Genomic DNA, 18,508 nt, shown 5'->3' on the forward strand with positions numbered 1-18,508 from the left:
AAGAAAGAACGGCATTAGTTATACACAGTGTGGATAACTTAAATGAGGAGGACAATACATGTATTTTGATACAATTGCAGCGATTTCTACACCGATGGGTGAAGGAGCAATCGCGATTGTGCGTTTAAGTGGGGATAAGGCTGTGGAAATCGCAGATCGCATCTTTAAATCTCCCGCTAATAAATCATTACAACATCATGCATCACATACGATACACTACGGTCATTTAATTGATCCAAAGAGCAAAGAAGTAGTTGAAGAAGTAATGTTATCTTTAATGCGTGCACCTCGAACGTTTACACGAGAAGATGTAGTAGAAATTAACTGTCACGGAGGTTTAACTTCAGTTAATCGCGTTCTAAAGCTTGCCTTAACAAATGGTGCTCGTTTAGCAGAGCCTGGTGAGTTTACTAAGCGTGCATTTTTAAATGGTCGTATCGATTTATCGCAGGCTGAGGCAGTGATGGATTTAATTCGTGCGAAAACAGACCGCGCGATGAACGTAGCTTTAAATCAAATGGACGGTAAATTATCACGTTTGATTGGGCAACTACGCCAAGCATTGCTAGAAATACTTGCGCAAGTAGAAGTTAATATTGATTACCCTGAGTATGATGACGTAGAAGAAATGACAATTCCTATGTTAGTAGAAAAATGCGAATTTGTACGCACGGAGATTGATCAACTACTGCAAACTTCATCGCAAGGTAAAATTTTGCGTGAAGGGCTATCAACCGTAATTATTGGTCGCCCGAATGTTGGTAAATCGTCACTTTTAAATAGCTTAGTACAAGAAAATAAAGCCATTGTAACTGATATCGCAGGTACGACTCGTGATATTATAGAAGAGTATGTTAACGTCCGTGGTGTTCCGCTACGTTTGGTAGATACAGCAGGTATTCGTGATACAGAAGATATCGTAGAGCGGATTGGTGTTGAAAAATCACGTCAAGTGTTGCGTGAGGCTGATTTAATATTATTTATGATTAATGGAGCTGAACCATTAGGAGACGAAGATCGCCGCTTATTTGAAACGATTGAACCAATGGATTATATTGTAATTGTTAATAAAACCGATTTACCACAACAAGTTGACTATGCTGAAGTACAAGCATTAGCAGGTGAGCGCCGTGTTGTGACAACATCACTTTTAGAAGAACAAGGCGTTATGGATTTAGAAGAGGCAATTGCTTCGCTCTTCTTTGAAGGTAATGTTGAAGCCGGAGATTTAACATACGTGTCCAATGCACGTCATATTGCACTATTGCATCAGGCAAAAGATGCGGTAGAAGACGCACTTGAAGGGGCGCACGCAGGTGTGCCAGTAGATATGGTGCAGATTGATGTGACGAGAACATGGGAAATCCTTGGAGAAATTATAGGAGACACTGTACAAGAAAGTTTAATTAACCAACTGTTTTCACAGTTTTGTTTAGGGAAATAATCCGAATAGAGAAGGGAAGATACGAGCATGCCAACACAATTTGAGGCAGGCACGTTTGATGTCATTGTAATTGGTGCAGGACACGCAGGAGCCGAAGCAGCTTATGCTTCAGCTAAAATGGGTGCCAAAACACTAATGTTAACGATAAATTTAGATATGATTGCTTTTATGCCATGTAACCCATCGATTGGGGGACCAGCGAAAGGTATTGTTGTTCGTGAAATTGACGTCCTTGGCGGCTTAATGGCGCAAGTAATCGACCGTACGCATATTCAAATGCGTATGTTAAATACAGGTAAAGGCCCTGCTGTGCGTGCATTGCGTGCACAAGCTGACAAAGTACTTTATCAACAAGAGATTAAGCGTGTTTTAGAAGAACAAGAAAACTTAAAAATTCATCAAGCGATGGTGGAAGAACTTATCGTGGAAAATGATGAGGTACAAGGTGTCATTACACAAATTGGTGCCATTTATCGTGCTAAAAAAGTTATCGTAACGACTGGGACATTTTTACGCGGAGAAATTATTATTGGCGATATTAAATATTCAAGTGGACCGAATAATCAGCAGCCATCAATTAAATTAGCCGATAGTATTAAAAACTTAGGTTTTGATATGGTACGCTTTAAAACGGGAACACCACCACGTGTTAACAACCGTACGATTGATTATAGTAAAACAGAAATTCAACCGGGTGATGACGTACCGCGTGCTTTCAGCTATGAAACAACCGAATTTATTATGGACCAGCTACCATGCTGGCTAACTTATACAAGTCCAGAAACACATGAAATTATCGAGGAAAACCTTCACCTATCACCGATGTATTCAGGCATGATTAAAGGTAAAGGGCCACGATACTGTCCGTCCATCGAAGATAAAATTGTACGTTTTAATGACAAGCCGCGTCACCAAATCTTTTTAGAGCCAGAAGGACGCAATACACGCGAAGTTTACGTACAAGGCTTATCCACAAGCTTGCCTGAGCATGTGCAACATCGTTTAATTGCCTCTGTTCCAGGGTTAGAAAAAGCAGAGATGATGCGTGCAGGCTATGCGATTGAATACGATGCGGTTGTACCTACACAACTATGGCCAACGTTAGAAACAAAAAAAGTGAAAAACTTATACACAGCAGGTCAAATTAACGGTACATCTGGCTATGAAGAAGCCGCAGCACAAGGTTTAATGGCAGGTATTAATGCTGCAGCTAGTTTACTCGGTAAGCCGGAGCTCATTTTAAGCCGTTCAGAAGCTTATATTGGCGTGTTAATTGATGATCTTGTAACAAAAGGTACGAGTGAGCCTTATCGCTTATTAACATCACGTGCGGAGTATCGTTTATTGTTGCGTCATGATAATGCGGATATGCGTCTGTTAGAAAAAGCTTATACGATTGGCATGATTGAGCAGGAGCGTTATGATAAATTTGTTATTAAGCGCCAACAAGTAGCTGAAGAAATTGAGCGATTACGCACTGTTTTTGTTAAGCCAAATGAAGCAACACAAGCAGCAATTCAAGCAGCAGGTGGCACAGCTTTACGTGACGGTATTCGGGGATCAGATTTATTAAAACGTCCAGAAATGCACTATGATGTAGTGGCGTCATTAATTCCAGAGCCAGCACATGCTGAGCTATCTGAAGAAGTAAAAGAACAAATTGAAATCCAACTTAAATATGAAGGCTATATTACAAAAGCTTTAGGTGAAGTGGAAAAACTTCATAAAATGGAAGGTAAAAAAATTCCAGAAAACATTGATTATGATGCAATTTCAGGGTTAGCAACCGAAGCGCGCCAGCACCTTAAAGAAGTTATGCCGCTAACACTAGCGCAAGCTTCTCGTATATCGGGCGTTAACCCTGCAGATATTTCGATTTTACTCGTCTATTTAGAACAAGGTAAAATTGCGAAAGTCCAAGCAGAATAGAACACAAATATGGCGAGCGCTAGCAGTAGTTGCTCGTCATCTATTTTTAAAGGAGACGTGACATGAACGAACAACAGTTTATCGAAGCCTTACGTGCTAAGGGGATTGAGTTAAGTCCAACGCAAATTGCTCAATTTAGAAAGTACTTCGAGTTATTAGTAGAGTGGAACGAAAAAATGAATTTGACAGCAATTACTGAAGAAAAAGAAGTTTATTTAAAGCACTTCTATGATTCAATTAGCGCAGCATTTTACTATGATTTTACGAAAGTGACGACCGTTTGCGATGTAGGAGCAGGCGCGGGTTTTCCGAGCTTGCCTATTAAAATTTGTTATCCACATCTTGAAGTAACAATTGTGGATTCTTTAAATAAACGCATTACATTTTTAAATCACTTAAGTGAAGAATTAGGTTTTCAAAATACAAACTTTGTACATGCTCGTGCAGAAGAGTTTGGTCAAAATAAAAAGTATCGCGAAACATTTGATGTCGTTACTGCTCGTGCAGTTGCGAGATTGTCTGTACTATCTGAGCTCTGCGTTCCTTTAGTAAAACAAGGTGGACAATTTGTGGCATTAAAAGCAGCAGCAGGTCAAGAGGAGCTAAAGGATGCTACACAGGCTATTAAACTGTTAGGGACAACCCTTGTAGATAGCCATGAATTCACACTACCTATAGAAGAAAGTGAACGTACGTTATACGTATTTGATAAAGTGAAAAATACACCGAAAAAGTATCCACGTAAACCAGGAACACCTAATAAAACACCAATTCAATAAAAGAGACGATGTACTTTTTTGAGATTATCCGAAATAATAGAGTAAGAGATAGTTTAGAGAAGGTGGTGCCAATTGGATGAAAAGTCCATTCTCACGATTTTTCGGAGGCGGCAGTAAGGAAGAGCCTCAAAAAACAGAGGAAGCGGTGAACGAAGCGGAAAAGGTTATACATATCGCTATCGACAACATTGTGCCAAACCGTTTCCAACCGCGGACAATATTTGATGAGGAAAAGATTGACGAGTTAGCACGTACGATTCATACGCATGGTGTTATACAGCCGATTGTCGTGCGTAGTACTAATGATGAGCAATACGAAATTATTGCAGGTGAACGAAGATTTCGTGCGATGAAAAAATTAGCATGGCAAGAAGTACCAGCAATCGTACGTATAATGAATGACAAAGAAACAGCTTCTGTAGCGCTCATTGAAAATTTACAGCGTGAAGAACTAACCGCTATTGAAGAAGCCGTAGCTTATCAAAAATTATTAGAGTTACATGATTTGACACAAGAGGCGTTAGCACAGCGTTTAGGTAAAGGACAATCGACAGTAGCTAATAAATTACGATTATTGAAGCTACCACAAGCTGTTCAGGATGCTATTTTACAGCGCCAAATTACTGAACGTCATGCACGGGCTATTATTACAGCGAAAGAAGAGTCGCTTCAGCTTGAGCTATTAGAGAAAACGATTGCTGAAGGATGGAATGTAAGGCAGTTAGAGGAGCAAGTGCATAGCTTGCTTTACCCTAATGAAGAAGAAGCACCAGTGCGTAAGAAAAAAGCACGTCGTAAAGTAGTAAGCCGCGATGTTAGAATTGCCTTAAACACGATTCGACAGTCATTAACGATGGTCAGCGATAGCGGTATTCAAGTGAAAACAGAAGAAGAAGATACAGAGGAGTATTATCAGATTACTGTTAAAATACCAAAAAAGAAAAAGTAGTGAAGAGGGGCATACCATTGCGTGTGCTCCTTATTTTTTTGTTAAACTAACAAGTATTGGGGGGAGCGTAATGCGTGATACGATAAAACAAGCACCAAATGCTTTTTTTCAAGAAGATACGGTTCGTGCAGAAGATCCAATTATGACAGTGCGCTGTCGACAAGTTAAACCTAACCCATTTCAACCACGTCGTTATTTTGATGAGCAAGCCTTAGATGAGTTAGCGCGTTCAATTGCTATTCATGGCATATTACAGCCAATTATTGTGCGAAAAAACAAGCAATATTATGAAATTGTTGCAGGAGAGCGTAGATTTCGAGCATCGCAACTTGCAGGGTTACAAGAAGTGCCTGTAATTGTGCGTGACTTCGATGAAAAAGAAATGATGGAGTTAGCGCTACTTGAAAATTTACAACGCGAAAATTTAACACCTATTGAGGAAGCGGAGGCTTATGAGGCGCTAATCCAACATCTTGGTTTTACACAGGAGCAATTAGCTGAACGTGTAGGAAAAAGCAGACCACATATCGCGAATCATCTTCGTTTGTTAAAGCTTCCACAGACTGTGCGTAACTTTGTGGATAGTGGCGAATTGTCGATGGGACATGGCCGCGCACTAGCGGGGGTAAAGTCAGCAACACAAATTGAACAACTTGCGCAACTCGCGTTAGCTAAAAAATTAAATGTAAGGCAGCTAGAGCAACTCGTTAAAGAACGTGCGCCCAAAAACAAAGCTAAGCGTTCAACAGAGCTACAAGCAGTAGAAGCCATATTGCAAGAAAGCTTAGGAACGAAAGTAACGATTAGAAGAAGCAAGAAAAAAGGCACGGTAGAAATTGATTTCTATTCCTCAGAAGAATTACAACAACTTGTGGATAAATTACTAGGAGAGGAGTAAATAATGAATATTTTACAGACGTTATGGCATCAATTTTCAAGACGCTTTATGGATAAGTTAACATCAGAGGCTTTTTGGGATCATTTATTTGAAGTGAGCATTCGTATTACGTTAATTGTGTTACTCGCATGGATTGTTGTGCAAGTGGGCCGCTTCATTATTCGGAAAGTCTTTCGATTACGCGCAAACTTGCCGGGTAATCATACGGAGCGCCGACGCAAAACAATCGAGCGTTTATTACAAAGCATCATTGCTTATGTCGTTTACTTCTCAGCAATTATGGCCTCCCTATCAGCAGTAGGTATTAATATTGCTGGTTTATTAGCGGGTGCTGGTATCGCAGGTTTAGCGATTGGTTTTGGTGCACAAAGTTTAGTAAAAGATGTGATTACTGGTTTCTTTATTATTTTCGAAGATCAATTTGGTGTGGGTGATTATATCCAAGTTGGTGGCCGTGAAGGTACCGTAATGGAAATAGGTTTGCGCACGACAAAGGTAAAAGGAAATTTTGGGGAGATGCATATTATTCCTAATGGTGCTATTACAGATGTTATTAACTACTCGCTCGCTAACTCTATCGCAAATATTGATTTTACGTTAGGGTATACGGCAGATATCGAAAAAGCAGAGCGTTTAATTCGTACTTATTTAGCGACCTTGCCTGAAAAGAATGACAACATTGTTACAGTACCTACATTACTTGGGGTACAAAATATGGGCGTAGGAGAAATGACTTGGCGTATTTCTGTAGAAACATTGCCGCTTCAACAGTATGCTGTGTCTCGTATGATACGCAAAGACTTAATCACATTGTTTGAAGAAAATAATATTGATTTACCTTATCCTAAAATGATGGTTTATGATAAGAATACAGTGAGCAAAAAAGGAGGAGCAGAGTAATGGACAAAGCGTTTCACTTACACGATGTAGTGGAAATGAAAAAGCCGCATCCGTGCGGCGTAAATGCTTGGAAAATTATTCGGATGGGTGCTGATATTCGCATTAAATGTGAAGGATGTCAGCATAGTGTAATGATTCCGCGGCGAGATTTCGTCAAGAAAATGAAAAAAGTTATTGTGGCAGCACCACAAGCTGATTAGACTTTTAGTGGAGTTATCAATATAATAGTACCGATTAGAAAATGAGGAAGGTTGTGTCTTTCATGGCATTAACAGCTGGGATTGTAGGTTTACCTAACGTAGGTAAATCAACATTATTTAACGCAATTACAAAAGCAGGCGCATTAGCTGCAAACTATCCATTCGCAACGATTGACCCGAACGTAGGTATCGTTGAAGTACCTGATGCACGTTTAGATAAATTAACAGAATTAGTAGAGCCTAAAAAAACTGTGCCAACAGCATTTGAGTTTACAGACATTGCAGGTATCGTAAAAGGTGCTTCTAAAGGTGAGGGTCTTGGTAACAAATTCCTTTCACACATTCGTGAAGTGGACGCAATTTGCCAAGTCGTACGTTGTTTCGTAGATGAAAACATTACACACGTATCAGGTGCGGTAGATCCAATTGATGATATTGAGGTTATTAACTTGGAGTTAATTTTAGCTGATTTAGAGTCTGTGGAAAAACGTTATCAACGTGTGGAAAAAATGACGCGTCAAAAAGATAAAGAGGCATTAGTAGAAGAGCCGGTATTACGCAAAATTAAAGAAGCATTAGAAGCAGAAAAACCAGCGCGTTCTGTAGAGCTTACAGACGATGAACTAAAAGTGGTAAAAGGTTTACATTTGTTAACGATTAAGCCAATGCTTTATGTAGCGAACGTTGCTGAGGATGAAGTAGCTGATGCAGCTAACAATGAGTATGTTAAAAAAGTGCGTGAGTATGCAGAGGCTGAAGGCGCACAAGTCATTACAATTTGCGCTCGTATTGAAGAAGAAATTTCAGAGCTTGAGGATGACGAGAAAGCGATGTTCCTAGAGGAGCTAGGCATTGAAGAATCAGGTTTAGACCAATTAATCCGTTCTTCATACGACTTATTAGGCTTAGCAACTTACTTTACAGCTGGTGTTCAAGAGGTTCGTGCTTGGACATTCCGTAAAGGTATGAAAGCACCACAATGTGCCGGCGTTATCCATACAGATTTTGAGCGCGGCTTTATTCGTGCCGAAACAGTAAGCTATGATGATTTAGTCGCAGCAGGCTCAATGCCAGCAGCGAAAGAAGCGGGTAAAGTTCGTTTAGAAGGTAAAGAGTATATCGTACAAGACGGCGACGTTATGTTATTCCGTTTTAACGTATAAAAAATAAAGCGACGAGTTCATGTGGGCTCGTCGCTTTTTTCGTAAATAAATAAGCGAGGCTTTTCGGTATCGTCTTTCACTAACACGTGGTTTGGAAATTTGCGTAAGCCACGGTACATTTCGAAATCGCCTGCTGCACCACCTGTGAGTAACGCGCCTACGAAAATTAACGGGTAATTATCATAATAAAAACCAATAAGGGTTGGGAGCACAGCTGTTAGCCAAAAGGGAAGCATAAGCGCCGCCTTCATTGCGCGATTATTTAAACATTTGGTAGTTGTAGCATAGGCTACACCAAGCTCAAGGTTTAAACCAAATTTAAGTGAGGTAAGCGGTGCACGACCAAAAATAATGAAACCAATCAAATGGCAAGCTTCGTGTGCAATAATGAGGGCTATATATAAAACAGTAATGAGCGCGATGGCTTTTAATATCGCAAAAAAAGATAATTGAAATGGCGCGCTCCTAACGAAAAGGTGTGCAGCAGTAAAGGTTAAAAGCGTTAAGCCAGTAATGCGTAAACTGTCACGCATTACGTCGTCAATAGTAAGCTCAATTGTGTCGAGTAACTTCACATAAAAACCTCCTTGTGTTCAGTATAACACTTGTACATGAACTATCACTGTGTTACAATTCATTGATGTGAGTAATAATTATTACTTGCTCCTTGCTCAGGTTATTACTTGAGCCTAAGTCCATAAGGAGGTGTCCAACAGATGAGAAAATACGAATTAATGTACATCGTACGTCCAAACATTGAAGACGAAGCGAAAAAAGCGTTAGTAGAGCGTTTCAACGAAATCCTAACAACAAACGGTGCTGAAGTTATCGAGTCAAAAGACTGGGGTAAACGTCGCCTAGCTTACGAAATCAATGATTTCCGTGAAGGTTACTACCAAATCGTGAAAGTAAACGCGCCTGCAGAAGCAATTAGCGAATACACACGTTTAGCTAACATTAGCGAAGATATCATTCGTCACATCGCAGTACGCGAAGACGATAAATAAGATTAAACACAATGCTGAAAGGGAGGTTGCTTAAATGATTAATAATGTTGTTCTCGTAGGTCGATTAACAAAAGATCCAGAATTACGCTATACGCAAACGGGCCTTGCAGTTGCTCGCTTTACTGTAGCTGTAAATCGTGCTTTTTCTAATCAACAAGGTGAAAAAGAAGCTGACTTTATTAACTGTGTGGCATGGCGCAAACAGGCCGAAAACTTAGCTAACTTTATGCGTAAAGGTAGTCAAGTAGGTGTGCAAGGTCGCATCCAAACAGGTAGCTATGATGATAAAGATGGTAAACGTGTTTACACAACTGAAGTTGTAGCAGACAGCATTCAATTTTTAGAGCCGCGTGGCGCATCCACTGGTGGTGGGCAATACAGTGCACCGCAACAAAGTGCACCACAACAAAATTACGGTGGGCAACAAGGCTATGCAGCGCCGCAACAGCGTCCGCAGCAAAACCAATATCAACAACAACCCATGAATCAGCAAAACTATACAAATATGAATGACGATCCGTTTTCAGCGCCACCAAGTGGTAATGCAGGCGGACCAATCGACATGACAGATGACGATTTACCATTCTAATTAATTTAAAATAAAAAGGAGGCTACACATTATGGCACCACGTCGCGGAGGCCGCAAACGCCGTAAGGTTTGCTACTTCACTTCGAATAACATTACGCACATCGACTACAAAGATGTTGACTTACTTAAAAAGTTCATCTCTGAGCGCGGTAAAATTTTACCACGTCGCGTAACAGGTACATCTGCTAAATACCAACGTAAACTTACATCTGCAATTAAAGTTTCTCGTATTATGGCATTACTACCATTCGTTGCAGAAGAAAAATAATTCAATTAAAGCGTTATCTGAGAGTTTAACTTTCGGGTAGCGCTTTTTTGTTCCTTGTAATCAGAAAATGGTACAATAAGCTAATAAGTTTGTAATTCAAAGGAAGGTTTTATATGCCAAGTACAAAAAATCAATCGCTCGTATACGGTGCGATGATGACAGCATTATTTGTCATATTGTTATTTATGACTGTGTACATACCTGTGGTTTCGTTCTTTACCGCATTTATTACACCATTGCCTTTAATGTGGTACGGAGCTAAGTTTACGCCTAAGCAAACCGTGCTCGTTGCAACAGTGAGCATTATTGTTGGCACATTACTAGGTGGAATTATTGTAGCACCGACGGCATTGTCGTTTGCAGTCATTGGAGTAGTAATAGGTATGGGGATTCGGGCTAACTACAGTAAAGTTGCCTTACTGATGGCTACAGGCTTAACAGTACTTACTGTTACTGTTGTTATGTATATGGTGCTTATTCAGTTTTTAGCAATTGATGTTATTAAAGAAATGTTAGCGACTACGCGCGAGTCATATCTCGCAATGAATGAAGCTTTTTTAGCTACGTCAGGAAAAGAAGCGATGAGTGTAGCAGATATTAATCAGCTAATGACCTTATTAGAAGCGCTCGTCCCTGCGCTAGTAACATTGTCATCTTTCTTAGTTGCATTTATGATGTTAAGTATTAATTTACCTATATTACGACGCTTAAGTGTACAAGTACCGAAATTTTCACCATTTAAAGATATGCGCTTACCGCGTTCTATTTTATGGTATTATCTCGTTGTAGTTACTGTGAAATTATTTGTTAATCCTGAAATAGGTACGACACTTTATACCGTAACGTATAATTTTGACGTTGTATTAAGTGTACTTCTTGTATTACAGGCATTTTCATTAATTCAGTACTATCTAGCAGCGAAAGGTATTGCTAAAACAGTGGGTGTAATAGTTTGTGTGTTATTAGTGCCGCTATTCCCTCTTCTTGTATTAGTTGGTGTGCTTGATTTAGGTATGGATATTCGTACATTTATTACGAATAAAACAAATAGGTAGGAGGTGCACTGATGAACACATATCGTAACCGTCCGCTCCGCTATCCTTTAGTAGCGCTCACAATTTTTGGTTTCGTTATATTTGCGGTGTTGTGTATATGGCATTTAGGCATTGCCTTTGCATTTATTAGTAGCTACAGTGCCCTTATCATTTATTTATGGAAAGTAGAAAATGATGTTTATCAAGCGACTGCACAACATATCGAAGCTTTGTCTCATCGAGTTAAAGATGTGGGCAGAGAGGCGCTACTTGAGCTACCTATTGGTATTATTTTAATTGATAGTGAGCATACAATTGAATGGGTTAACCCTTTTATTTTAAATATGTTAAGTGTGGAAACGTTGCTTGGTGAAGACATTACAGTAATATCAGAAGAACTTGGCTTGATTGTTAAAAAAGGTGAAGAAGCACTCGTTGAGACGACTTTAACGTTTAGAGAGCGTAAATATAATGTGACATTTAAACGCCATGAACGTTTATTTTACTTTTTCGATGTTACAGAAAAAGTGGAGTATGAAACACAGTATTATGCAGATCGTACCGTAATTGGTGTGTTATTTATTGATAATTATGATGAGCTTACGCAAGCGATGGATGATCAGCGTAGAAGCTTGACGAATACGTTAATTACTTCAATCGTAAATGGGTGGGCAGCGGATTATGATATCTTTGTAAAACGGATTTCTTCAGATCGTTTTATTGCGGTATTAAATGAACGGATTTTGCGTCGTTTAGAGAAAAAGAAATTTGATATTTTAGATACAATTCGCGAACGTACTGCAAAGAAAAATCTTTCTTTAACCTTAAGTATTGGTATTGGAGAGGGTTCTTCTTCCTTAGTTGAACTAGGCGTGCTAGCCCAGTCGAGTTTGGATTTAGCTCTTGGACGTGGCGGTGACCAAGTCGCAATTAAAGAGCCTAATGGTAAGTTTCGTTTTTATGGTGGTAAGACTAATCCTGTAGAGAAGCGTACGCGCGTTAGAGCACGTGTTATTTCTCATGCTTTACGAGATTTAATTCAAGAGAGCGATCAAGTTTTTGCGATGGGACATGCGAGCCCTGATATGGACTCCATCGGTGCTTCAATCGGTGTACGGAAAATGGCCGAAATGAATAATGTTAAAGGTTATGCAGTTGTGAATAAAGATGATATGAATGGTAGTGTCGTGCGCTTAATGGATGAAATTGAGCGCAAATCTGATTTTTATGATACCTTTTTATCGCCAGATGAAGTGTTGAGTAAAATGACCGATAATTCGCTTGTCGTTGTAGTGGATACGCATAAACCATCAATGGTAGTAGACCCAAGAATTGTTAAGCGGGCAGAGAAGGTCGTTGTTATCGATCACCACAGACGTAGTGAAGATTTTATTGATAACCCTACGCTCGTGTATATGGAACCGTATGCTTCGTCTACAGCGGAGCTCGTTACAGAATTACTCGAGTACCAACCAACTGAAAAGCATTTAGATATGCTTGAGGCCACCGCAATGCTTGCAGGTATAATTGTAGACACAAAAAGCTTTACGCTTCGCACAGGTTCGCGTACATTTGATGCAGCATCCTATTTACGTGCTAAAGGCGCTGATACGATTTTAGTTCAACGCTTACTTAAAGAAAATGTAGAGACGTATATAGAACGCTCGAAAATTATTCAAAATGTGGAGTTTTTCCGCCCTGGCATTGCCATTGCTACAGGTGAGGATAACCGAGTATATAGCTCGGTACTCATTGCACAAACAGCTGATATTTTATTGACGATGAAGGATGTAGGCGCATCGTTTGTCATAGCGCATCGTGCAGATGGTATGATAGGTATAAGCGCACGTTCTTTAAGTGATATTAATGTCCAACTCGTCATGGAAAAGCTCGGCGGCGGAGGGCATTTAACGAATGCAGCTTGCCAAATGGAAGCTAACTCGATTGACGAAGTGAAAGGTTATTTAAAGAAAGCGATAATAGAAGTTGTTGAAGGGAGTTCAAGTCAATGAAAGTAATTTTTTTAAAAGATGTTAAAGGTAAAGGTAAAAAAGGTGAAGTGAAAGAAGTAGCTGTAGGTTATGCACAAAACTTCTTAATTAAAAACGGTTATGCTGTTGAAGCAAGTACACAAGCGATGTCACAGCTCAAAGGTCAGCAACGTTTAGAAGAAAAAAATGCGGCTGCAGAACTAGCAGAGGCGCAAGCATTAAAAGAAAAACTAGAAGCTTTAACGGTAGATATGACAGCGAAATCAGGCGAAGGTGGCCGTCTATTCGGTTCGATTTCAACGAAACAAATCGCTGATACATTACAAAAAAAGCATGGCATTAAAATAGATAAGCGTAAGATGTCATTAAGCGATGGTATTCGTGCATTAGGTTATACGAATGTACCAGTAAAATTGCATAATGAAGTTAACGCAACGCTAAAAGTACATGTTACTGAGGAGTAATAATAAATGAGTGACGCAATGATAGAACGTGTGCCGCCTCATAATAAAGAGGCGGAGCAGTCCATTATTGGTGCTGTCTTTTTACAACCCGAAGCACTAATCGTCGCATCTGAGCGTTTGCAACCTCAAGATTTTTACCAAACAGCGCACCAACAAATTTTTGAGGTGATGTTAGAGTTAAGCGATCAAGGTAGCCCAGTGGATGTAGTAACGGTCAGTGAAGTGTTCGCCGCTCGTAAGTCACTCGAGGAAATTGGCGGTCTCAGCTATTTGTTAGAGTTATCAAATGCTGTGCCAACAGCTGCTAATGTAGAGTATTATGCTGATATTGTTAGTGAGAAAAGCGTATTGCGTCGTTTAATTCGTGCTGCTACAAAAATTGTAGATGACGGTTATATGCGCGAGGATGAGGTCAGTGAGCTTCTATCTGATGCCGAGCGTTCTATTATGGAAGTAGCAAATAAACGCAATGCGAGTGATTTTAAACATATTGAAGGCGTACTTCATGAGACGTTCGATAATATTGAAAAAATGCATCAAAATAAAGGCGATGTCACGGGTATTTCTACAGGTTATGTTGATTTAGATAAAATGACTGCAGGTTTCCAGCGTAATGATTTAATTATCGTAGCGGCTCGACCTTCGATGGGTAAAACGGCTTTCGCATTAAACATCGCACAAAATGCCGCCGTACGTTCTAAACAAAACGTAGCTATCTTTTCACTAGAGATGGGGGCCGAGCAACTTGTTATGCGTATGCTTTGCGCAGAAGGCTTGATTGATGCACAACGCTTGCGTACAGGCTCTTTAGAAAACGAAGACTGGAGTAAGCTAATGCTAGCAATTGGCAGCTTATCGAAAGCGGGCATTTATATCGACGACTCACCTGGTTTGCGTGTAAATGAAATTAGAGCAAAATGCCGCCGTCTCTATCAAGAGAGTGGTCTTGATATGATTTTAATTGATTATTTACAATTAATTCAAGGTAGCGGACGACCAGGCGAAAACCGTCAGCAAGAGGTATCAGATATTTCGCGCTCATTAAAAGCGTTAGCGCGTGAATTAAAAGTGCCTGTTATTGCTCTATCACAACTTTCGCGTGGCGTTGAACAACGTCAAGATAAGCGTCCGATGATGAGTGACCTACGTGAATCAGGTAGTATTGAGCAAGATGCCGATATTGTATCATTTTTGTATCGTGATGATTATTATAATAAAGAAGAAGATGCACCACCGAATGACTTAATTGAAATTATTTTAGCAAAACAGCGTAACGGTCCTACAGGTACAGTGAAATTAGCTTTTAACAAGCAATACAATAAATTTTCGAACTATACTGGGGAAGATGTGCCAGATTATTGACAAAACCTGTTGGTCGCTTAGGCGATTAGCGGGTTTTTTTAATGGATTTGTATGGTTAGGCTTTACAATAGCTCAATAATGGAACAGTATAGTTAAAGTGAAAAGGAGGGAAGAAATATGGAAAAACAAAAAAAGAATTTAAAACCGTATTTTTTAGTATTATCATTTGCTGTATTAATAGGTGTATTACTGTTACCAACACCTGATGATTTGCCAGTAATGGGGCATAGAGCATTAGCAGTATTAGCTTTCGCCATTATTTTATGGGTAACTGAAGCAGTTACTTACCCAGTAAGTGCGGCCATGATTGTATCCCTGTTAACCTTGTTATTAGGCTTATCACCAAAGCTAGACAATCCTGATGAGTTACTAACGACGAAGGAAGCGTTAAAAATGGCGCTTGGTGGGTTTTCAAGTCCGGCGGTAGCATTAGTTGCAGGTGCGCTCTTCTTAGCAGCCGCTATGCAGGCAACCAATCTACATAAGCGCTTAGCCTTGTATATTTTATCAAAGGTAGGCGCTAAAACAGGAGCTATTGTATTTGGTGCAATTTTAGTATCCATTATTTTAGCTTTCTTCGTGCCAAGTGCGACGGCTCGCGCAGGCGCTATCGTACCGATTTTATTAGGTATGGTAGCGGCATTTGGTTTACCAGCCAACAGTCGACTAGGTGCATTACTTATTATTACCGCGGTTCAATCTATTTCGATTTGGAACGTAGGGATTAAAACAGCAGCTGCGCAAAACATGGTGGCACTTGATTTTATTTATGAACAATTTGGTGTAGATGTATCATGGGGGCAATGGTTTATGTATGCTGCGCCTTGGTCTATTATAATGTCGGTCGTCTTATACTTCGTTATGATTAACGTCATCAGACCTGAAACAAAAGTATTAGAAGGTGGAGCATCAATCGTTCATCAAAATTTAAAAGACCTAGGGCCACTACGTGCAGAAGAAAAGCGTCTCATTATTATTTCTTTAGCTTTGCTATTTTTCTGGGCTACAGAGAAACGATTTCACCCGTTTGACTCTACAACCGTGACGATTATAGCGGTAGCGATTTTATTACTACCAAAAATTGGTGTATTCACATGGAAGCAAGTAGAGAAGTTAATTCCGTGGGGTACAATTATTGTCTTTGCGGTAGGTATCGCACTCGGTTCAATTTTACTGGCAACAGACGGAGCACAGTGGCTGTCAGATAAAATGTTCGGTTTAATGGGCTTAGATAGTATGCCACTACTTGCGACCATCGCATTGCTTGCACTGTTTAATATTTTAATTCATTTAGGCTTTGCGAGTGCCACAGCACTAGCTTCAGCATTAATCCCAATTGTATTAGTGTTCGCTTCAACGCTTGGCTCAGATGTTAACCCAGTGGGATTTGTATTAATCCAACAATTCGTTATCAGTTTTGGTTTCCTACTACCTGTTAACGCGCCGCAAAATATGCTGGCGTATGGTACAGGCTCATTTACAGTTAAAGACTTCTTTAAAGCGGGTCTACCAATTGCCATTATTGGTTATGTACTCATCCTAATCTTCAGTGCAACATACTGGAAATGGATTGGCTTACTATAAGAAAAAAGACGTGCCCACTTCACAAGCGGGCACGTCTTTTTTAGTGGATATCTTTTTTCTTGAAGCGTCCACCGCTCACTTCAGCAATATTACCAATCGCTAAGAAGGCGTGTGGATCAATTTCTTCAACAATCGTTTTTAATTTTGACTCCTCAATACGTGTAATTACTGTAAAAATAACTTTTTTATTATCGCCTGTGTAGGCACCTTCACCATGAAGGAACGTTACACCACGTCCGAGGCGGTCCATGATAGCTTGTCCAATTTCGTCAGTTTCGTCGCTAATGATGTAGATAGATTTCGATTCTTCGAGACCTTGTATAACTACATCAATCATTTTAGAGGCGATATAGTAGGCCATAATTGAGTACATGGCTTGTTGCCAAGAAAAAATGAAGCCAGCTGCTGAGAAAATAATAACGTTCATAAACATTACGATTTCACCAACAGAGAAAGGTAGCTTACGGTTAAATAAAATCGCTAAAATTTCTGTACCATCTAATGACCCGCCATAACGAATAACAATACCGACGCCCACACCTAATACAATCCCGCCAAACACAGTAGCAAGCAAAGAGTCCGTTGTAAATGGCTCTAAGTTATGTAAGCCAATCGTTGTTACAGATAATGTTGTAATACCAATACCTGTTAAAATCGCGAAGGTTTTACCGAGCTGTTTGTAGCCTAAAAAGATGAAGGGAATATTGAGTACGAAGATAAATAATCCAAGTGGTAAGGATAATAAGTGGGATATAATAATGGAAATACCGACGATGCCCCCGTCCATAATTTGATTGGGGACAAGAAATAATTCTAAGCCAACGGCCATAATCATGGCACCTATCATAACCATAATGATTTTTCGGGCAAATAATATTTTTGACGAGCGCTTTTTGCCCTTAGGCGCTCTTAGTGCTGTATCTGTCACATTGCATCTCTCCTCTTTCTTTACACTGTTTTATTTTACCCAACTGTGCAGTAAGTAAAAAGTAATAACGCTAATAATTTTGAAATTCTTTTATTTCCTAGGCAATAAAGCTAGCGTCGAAAAATGCAAAACGTTTAAAACAATGATACAGTAAAGGGTAGTGCAAGCAAATAGTTGATGCACTTTGCACTAAATAGCATCTAATCGCTTAGATAAAATAATTACTGTTAATTTACATGAAATTTATCTCTCACTTATTGTTAAGTGGGAGTCTTACTTTACAATACAATAAAAGGGGATGACCTAATGGATAAGACAATACTTGTCGTAGATGATGAAAAGCCTATTGCAGATATTTTACAATTCAATTTGCAAAAAGAGGGCTACAAAGTAATTTGTGCTTATGATGGTGAAGAAGCATTAGAGAAAGTAGAGGAAGAGCAGCCAGATTTAATGCTACTCGATATTATGTTACCGAAACGAGATGGCATGGATGTTTGTCGTGAAATTCGTAAGAAGTATGATTTCCCTATCATTATGCTAACAGCTAAAGGTTCTGAAATTGATAAGGTGCTCGGTCTAGAAATGGGCGCTGATGACTATGTAACAAAGCCATTTAGCACGCGTGAATTAATAGCACGGGTTAAAGCGAATATGCGACGTTTACAAGTGCAAAATACGATTGAAGAAGAGCAACCAGCAAATAATAATATTGAAATTGGTATGCTCATTATTCAACCTGAGGCCTATATGGTGAGAAAGCGTGATGAAGCTATTGAACTAACTCATCGCGAGTTTGAATTATTGCATTACTTAGCTAAGCATATTGGGCAAGTGATGACGCGCGAGCACTTACTGCAAACGGTATGGGGCTACGATTACTTTGGTGATGTAAGAACAGTAGACGTAACGATTCGTCGCTTACGTGAAAAAATTGAAGATAATCCTAGCCATCCTGCGTGGATTGTAACACGACGTGGGGTAGGCTATTATTTACGAAATCCTGAGCAGGAGTAAAT

At 39.6% G+C, this 18,508-nt stretch carries 19 protein-coding genes; 17 read left to right on the forward strand and 2 right to left on the reverse strand.

What is annotated here, in order from left to right; translation table 11 throughout:
- The first annotated feature begins 58 nt into the window (after positions 1–58).
- The 8 genes from mnmE to ychF all read left to right on the forward strand — a co-directional run bounded on the left by mnmE (position 59) and on the right by ychF (position 8,262).
- On the forward strand, positions 59–1,444 hold the full coding sequence (mnmE, locus tag DDE80_RS01345) for a tRNA uridine-5-carboxymethylaminomethyl(34) synthesis GTPase MnmE (protein ID WP_108305900.1): 1,386 nt from the start codon (positions 59–61) through the stop codon (positions 1,442–1,444).
- A 27-nt stretch (positions 1,445–1,471) separates the two neighbouring features.
- Positions 1,472–3,373 carry a tRNA uridine-5-carboxymethylaminomethyl(34) synthesis enzyme MnmG gene (gene mnmG, locus DDE80_RS01350; protein ID WP_108305901.1) on the forward strand — a complete coding sequence of 634 codons (1,902 nt, stop codon included), beginning with the start codon at positions 1,472–1,474 and terminating at the stop codon, positions 3,371–3,373.
- 62 nt (positions 3,374–3,435) lie between these two features.
- Positions 3,436–4,152, forward strand: coding sequence for a 16S rRNA (guanine(527)-N(7))-methyltransferase RsmG (gene rsmG, locus DDE80_RS01355; protein ID WP_108305902.1), 717 nt, complete (start codon positions 3,436–3,438; stop codon positions 4,150–4,152).
- Positions 4,153–4,228: 76 nt separating this feature from the next.
- Positions 4,229–5,101 carry a nucleoid occlusion protein gene (noc, locus tag DDE80_RS01360; protein ID WP_108305903.1) on the forward strand — a complete coding sequence of 291 codons (873 nt, stop codon included), beginning with the start codon at positions 4,229–4,231 and terminating at the stop codon, positions 5,099–5,101.
- A gap of 70 nt (positions 5,102–5,171) precedes the next feature.
- Positions 5,172–5,999, forward strand: coding sequence for a ParB/RepB/Spo0J family partition protein (locus tag DDE80_RS01365; protein WP_108305904.1), 828 nt, complete (start codon positions 5,172–5,174; stop codon positions 5,997–5,999).
- Between the two features lie 3 nt (positions 6,000–6,002).
- On the forward strand, positions 6,003–6,899 hold the full coding sequence (locus tag DDE80_RS01370; protein ID WP_108305905.1) for a mechanosensitive ion channel family protein: 897 nt from the start codon (positions 6,003–6,005) through the stop codon (positions 6,897–6,899).
- Positions 6,899–7,099: a DUF951 domain-containing protein gene (locus DDE80_RS01375; RefSeq protein ID WP_108305906.1), complete on the forward strand. Its 201-nt coding sequence runs from the start codon at positions 6,899–6,901 to the stop codon at positions 7,097–7,099. Before DDE80_RS01370 ends, DDE80_RS01375 begins: the two co-directional genes overlap by 1 nt.
- A gap of 62 nt (positions 7,100–7,161) precedes the next feature.
- Positions 7,162–8,262: a redox-regulated ATPase YchF gene (ychF, locus tag DDE80_RS01380; RefSeq protein ID WP_108305907.1), complete on the forward strand. Its 1,101-nt coding sequence runs from the start codon at positions 7,162–7,164 to the stop codon at positions 8,260–8,262.
- A gap of 17 nt (positions 8,263–8,279) precedes the next feature.
- Here the strand turns inward: ychF and DDE80_RS01385 are convergent, their stop codons facing one another.
- Complete coding sequence (locus DDE80_RS01385; RefSeq protein ID WP_235612248.1) at positions 8,280–8,837, reverse strand: DUF3267 domain-containing protein; 558 nt, start codon at positions 8,835–8,837, stop codon at positions 8,280–8,282.
- A gap of 141 nt (positions 8,838–8,978) precedes the next feature.
- Here DDE80_RS01385 and rpsF point away from each other — a divergent pair, with 141 nt between their 5' ends.
- The 8 genes from rpsF (at position 8,979) to DDE80_RS01425 (ending at position 16,561) form a co-directional block, all read left to right on the forward strand.
- Positions 8,979–9,269 carry a 30S ribosomal protein S6 gene (gene rpsF / locus DDE80_RS01390; RefSeq protein ID WP_108305908.1) on the forward strand — a complete coding sequence of 97 codons (291 nt, stop codon included), beginning with the start codon at positions 8,979–8,981 and terminating at the stop codon, positions 9,267–9,269.
- A 34-nt stretch (positions 9,270–9,303) separates the two neighbouring features.
- Entirely contained in the window at positions 9,304–9,858 is a 555-nt protein-coding gene (gene ssb, locus DDE80_RS01395) for a single-stranded DNA-binding protein (RefSeq protein ID WP_108305909.1), read from the forward strand.
- 28 nt (positions 9,859–9,886) lie between these two features.
- Positions 9,887–10,126, forward strand: a complete 240-nt coding sequence (rpsR, locus tag DDE80_RS01400; protein WP_172954456.1) for a 30S ribosomal protein S18 — start codon at positions 9,887–9,889, stop codon at positions 10,124–10,126.
- A gap of 113 nt (positions 10,127–10,239) precedes the next feature.
- The gene (locus tag DDE80_RS01405; protein ID WP_108305910.1) at positions 10,240–11,181 is read left to right on the forward strand and encodes a YybS family protein; all 942 of its coding nucleotides are present in this window, start codon (positions 10,240–10,242) and stop codon (positions 11,179–11,181) included.
- Positions 11,182–11,192: 11 nt separating this feature from the next.
- Positions 11,193–13,172, forward strand: coding sequence for a DHH family phosphoesterase (locus DDE80_RS01410; protein ID WP_108305911.1), 1,980 nt, complete (start codon positions 11,193–11,195; stop codon positions 13,170–13,172).
- A complete protein-coding gene (gene rplI / locus DDE80_RS01415; RefSeq protein ID WP_108305912.1) occupies positions 13,169–13,615 on the forward strand; it encodes a 50S ribosomal protein L9 in 447 nt (148 codons plus the stop codon). Before DDE80_RS01410 ends, rplI begins: the two co-directional genes overlap by 4 nt.
- Positions 13,616–13,621: 6 nt before the next feature.
- Complete coding sequence (gene dnaB, locus DDE80_RS01420) at positions 13,622–14,977, forward strand: replicative DNA helicase (protein WP_108305913.1); 1,356 nt, start codon at positions 13,622–13,624, stop codon at positions 14,975–14,977.
- A 117-nt stretch (positions 14,978–15,094) separates the two neighbouring features.
- A complete protein-coding gene (locus DDE80_RS01425) occupies positions 15,095–16,561 on the forward strand; it encodes a DASS family sodium-coupled anion symporter (protein WP_108305914.1) in 1,467 nt (488 codons plus the stop codon).
- A 40-nt stretch (positions 16,562–16,601) separates the two neighbouring features.
- On the opposite strand, the gene DDE80_RS01430 is transcribed toward DDE80_RS01425, so the two are convergent.
- Entirely contained in the window at positions 16,602–17,414 is an 813-nt protein-coding gene (locus tag DDE80_RS01430; RefSeq protein WP_108306010.1) for a YitT family protein, read from the reverse strand.
- 381 nt (positions 17,415–17,795) lie between these two features.
- On the opposite strand from DDE80_RS01430, the gene yycF reads away from it, so the two are divergent.
- Positions 17,796–18,506 (forward strand): response regulator YycF, encoded by a 711-nt coding sequence (yycF, locus tag DDE80_RS01435; RefSeq protein ID WP_108305915.1) that lies wholly within the window; start codon positions 17,796–17,798, stop codon positions 18,504–18,506.
- The last annotated feature ends 2 nt before the right edge of the window (positions 18,507–18,508 follow it).

This window comes from Metalysinibacillus jejuensis (genome assembly GCF_003057615.1).
GTDB lineage: Bacteria > Bacillota > Bacilli > Bacillales_A > Planococcaceae > Metalysinibacillus > Metalysinibacillus jejuensis.